We start from the raw sequence: 3,656 nt of genomic DNA on the forward strand, positions 1-3,656 counted from the left end.
CGACCGTCGCCCTACCAGTGGCCGCAGCCCGGGCTCCGGGTCGTGCACGGGAGCGCGGCGGAGCCGACGAGGGCCCTGGACCCGGCGCACCTGGGTCGTAACCTGCTGCGCCTCGGCGGGCTCGCCGTGATTCCACCGCCCGTGCTGCATGCCCTGCGCTCCCGGCCGTGGAGGGCCTCTTGCCCGGGATGCTCCTCCCAGAGAGGACCGACCCCGTTCTGTGACTGACCGGCCCCGGGTATCTCATGGCGGTGCTCGCCGAAGCGGTCCAACTGCGCTGGCTTCCTTCACCCAGTTCGCTCCAGTCGCGAGACCGCTACTGGCGCATGGCGGCCGACTCGGTATGCACACCGTGGCACAGGTTGAATCGGACCGATGGGCAGCCGCCATCAGATCACGGCTCTTACGGAATGTCGGGATGCTCAGCACGGCTTTCGCTGGCGCGACATCGCGGCCCCGCGGTCTTGCAGCCGAGACCTCAGACCGCCAGCTCCGTGGGGCGCGCGGTCAGAGCGGCACTGGAGGCTCTCGGCCTGGCTGTCCGTTCGCGCGCCGCAGCAGAGTCCGCCCTTCGGCAGGGCAGGGTGTGTTCGGCCTGGCCACAAGACACCACCCCTTACTACCTTCAATTGAGTATTACTTAGAGTGTCAACAGTTATGAACTTTCATCTACAAGTGGTGACTTGCTGTTATGGTGGTGAAAGGTTGGGGAGGGTGAGGCAGTGGCGCAGACACCGGAAAACCAGCGTGCTCGGGCCGTCAGGAATGTCACCGAGGCCCGCGAGGAACTGCACGCTCTGGTGAAGCTGACTGAAGGTTCAGACGCCCGGTCGACAGTGATCGACAACCGCGGCGTACGTGCCTTGCTGGCGCCACTCGATCGTTTCCCCGCGGCTCGCCGGCCAGAGAGCAACGGGCTGCCCACGCATCCCCTGGGTTCGGCGCAGAAGGACCTCGGTGATCTCGTTGCGCTGGCCGCGCAGGGACAGCCGCAGGTACTGAAGCGATACAAGACCCCGGTTGCAGTCTTGTTGCCTGTCGACGGGCCGATCGGCGGCTCTCTATCCGACTCGGCCGCGCGGGACGTGGCACCCGTAGGAGGTGTGGTGAACAGCCAGCCCACTCCCAGCCGTGAGCCCGGACGCCGGCTCGCCACGCTCGGCGACGCCATCGGCGAGGTCCTCTCCTGCGGACCCGCTCCCGGCCTCTCCTTCGGCCTGGCAGGCTTGGACGAAGCAACCGGTGGCCTGCAGCCGGGCCGTCTGGTCCTGGTCGCGGCCGAGCCCCAAGTGGGCGGCAGTCTGATCGGTCTCGCAGCGGCCCGGCATACCGCCCTCGCCCGCAACGGCCGCGTCCTGTACGCGGCATCAGGCCCCAACAGTGCCGACATCACCCGCCGCATCATCGCCGCAGAAGCCGACGGCGACTACGCCCGCCTCAAGACCGGCGTCCTCACCCCCCACGAGCAGACCGTCGTCGAACGGCTCCGCCACGCACCGCTGCTCATCGACGACGGTAGCGACCTGACCGCCGAAGCCATCGCTGACACGGCCCCGCTCACCGACAACCTGGCGCTCGTGGTCGTCGACCGGCTGCAGCGGGCCCGCAACCCGCACCTGCCCCTGTCCGGCGAACACCTTCCCGAGGCCAGCCAGATCCTGCGCGAACTGGCCCGCACCCAGCACGTACCGGTCCTCGCGGTCTTGGACACCGACGACCCGGCCATCGTGAACCTGCTGGACGCCGACGTCATCCTCACCCTCACCACGGCCCCCGGCCAACCCCTCACGACCGTGACCGTCGCCGAACGCGACCTGGGCATCATCGGCACCACGAGCCTGCGCCCCGACCTCGCCCACGCCCGCTTCCTCGACACCACCCCCGCTGCTCCCGCCCCCCAAACTCCCGCGGCCGCCGACGCCGTCCCGGACCTCGTGGGCACTGCCGCCGACCGTGAACTGGCCGATGCCGCCCTGCCCTTCACCTCCGGGGCCGTCAAGGGACTGCCCGCGGAAGCGACCCGTCTGCTCGCGGCGCTGCGCACGGCGCTGGCCGGCGGCCGGGTGAAGGACCTCGACGAACTCCGCACCCCGCTGCAGACCGTGGCCACCGCCGGACTGCACCTGCCCGACAGCGTCGAGGGCCGTCGTCTCGCCGCCGCGCTGCACGCCTACAACGAACCTGCCGTCACCCACAGCACCGGGCAACCGGACACTCCCGCCACCCCGGCCGGCGCAGGCAGCGCCACCGCCTCGGACGATGCCGCCGACGGCACCCGGCGAGACGACGATGACGGCCTGGTCCCCGGTGACGAGGAGGATGAGCCGCAGGGAACGGTCTTCCCCGCTCTGAGGATCCTCAAGGACGCCGTGGCGCGTTCGAAAATGCACCCGGTCCCGGTCATCCGCTCCGAGGAACGCGAAGACGGACCCTGGCCGTTGATCAGCGAGGACATGGCGGGCGAGCCCAGCTGGGTCCACCCCGACGTCACCAGCAGCCGGATCGCGCACATCCGGGACAACGGCAAGCGCGTCCGCCGCGACCGGCTCGATGTCCCCGACGCCTTCGGCGACGGCGTGATGTGCCTGATCGACCGCAACGGCAGCTACCCCTCCGCCTGCTCAGCCGTCCCACTCGCCCCGAACAAACTCCTGCACACCGGCCCCCTCGACGCCTTCGACAAGAGCCAGGCCGGCATCTACCAGATCAGCATCCCCGAGTGGAACTACCCGGGCATGCCGCACCCGCTGGGGCGGCTCGTGGACCGGCCCGACGACCAGGGCCGTATCTGGGTGACCACCCCGCACATCAAGCAACTCGAACGCCTTTACCGCGAAGGCCACCTCGCCGAACAGGTGACGATCCACGACTCGTGGACAGGCAAGGCCAACGAGTCCCTGTTCAAGCCGTTCTACGCCGCGGCCCGCGAGGCCCGCACCGAACTTATCCAGGCCGGCGGGGAGCCGTACAAGAACTACAAGACCCGCCTGTCCATCGCCCTGCGCCTGCTGTGGCCCAAACGCCTCGAGCAACGGTCCCCGTTCTGGCGGCCGGACTGGCGCATGAGCATGGTCGCCGAAGCATCCGTCCGCCACTGGACCGTCGCTTTCAAGGCCGTCCAGGAAGGCCATACGCTGATCGCTCTGCGCAACGTCGACGCCGCCATCTTCTGGACTCCCCAGGACGCACCCCCCGGCACGTACCGGATCGGAACCGGGTTCGGCGAAGTGAAGGCCAAGTTCATCCCCCGCGGCGAGTTCATCCCCGAAGGTGACGACTGATGGCCGGACCCACCGGCCGCGGAGACTCCCTTGGCGCCGCGCTCAACAATCTGCTGCGCACCCAGGTCACCCCGCGCCACCGGCTGTCCTCCTACAGCGCCAAGCACTGGCACGCCCAGCTCAGCCAGCTCACCGGTACCGGCCGCGGCCACCAGGCACTGGAAGCCGCAGGCCTCGACGTCACGCCCGGCACCCTGCTCAAGTGGCTGTCGGATCCCGAATACAACGTCCGCCGCAGCTACCGCGACCTCATCCACACCGCGTACGAGAACGTCGCCATCGTCCCCGCCGACCCCATCCCCGAACTGGTCAAAGACGGCCAGTTCGAGATCAGCGGCAAGGTCAAGACCGGCAGCGACGAACGCGAACGTGGCA

General features: G+C 69.1%; 2 protein-coding genes. Both read left to right on the top strand.

Features of this window, described 5'->3' with window-relative positions; all coding sequences use genetic code 11:
* Positions 1–1,106: 1,106 nt before the first annotated feature.
* On the top strand, positions 1,107–3,281 hold the full coding sequence (locus ACWEBX_RS38100) for a DnaB-like helicase C-terminal domain-containing protein (RefSeq protein ID WP_451889307.1): 2,175 nt from the start codon (positions 1,107–1,109) through the stop codon (positions 3,279–3,281).
* Positions 3,281–3,656 (top strand): hypothetical protein (locus tag ACWEBX_RS38105; RefSeq protein WP_451889308.1); only part of this gene is annotated, 376 nt, incomplete at its 3' end. The genes ACWEBX_RS38100 and ACWEBX_RS38105, both read left to right, overlap by 1 nt.

It is taken from the genome of Streptomyces sp. NPDC005070 (genome assembly GCF_053600395.1).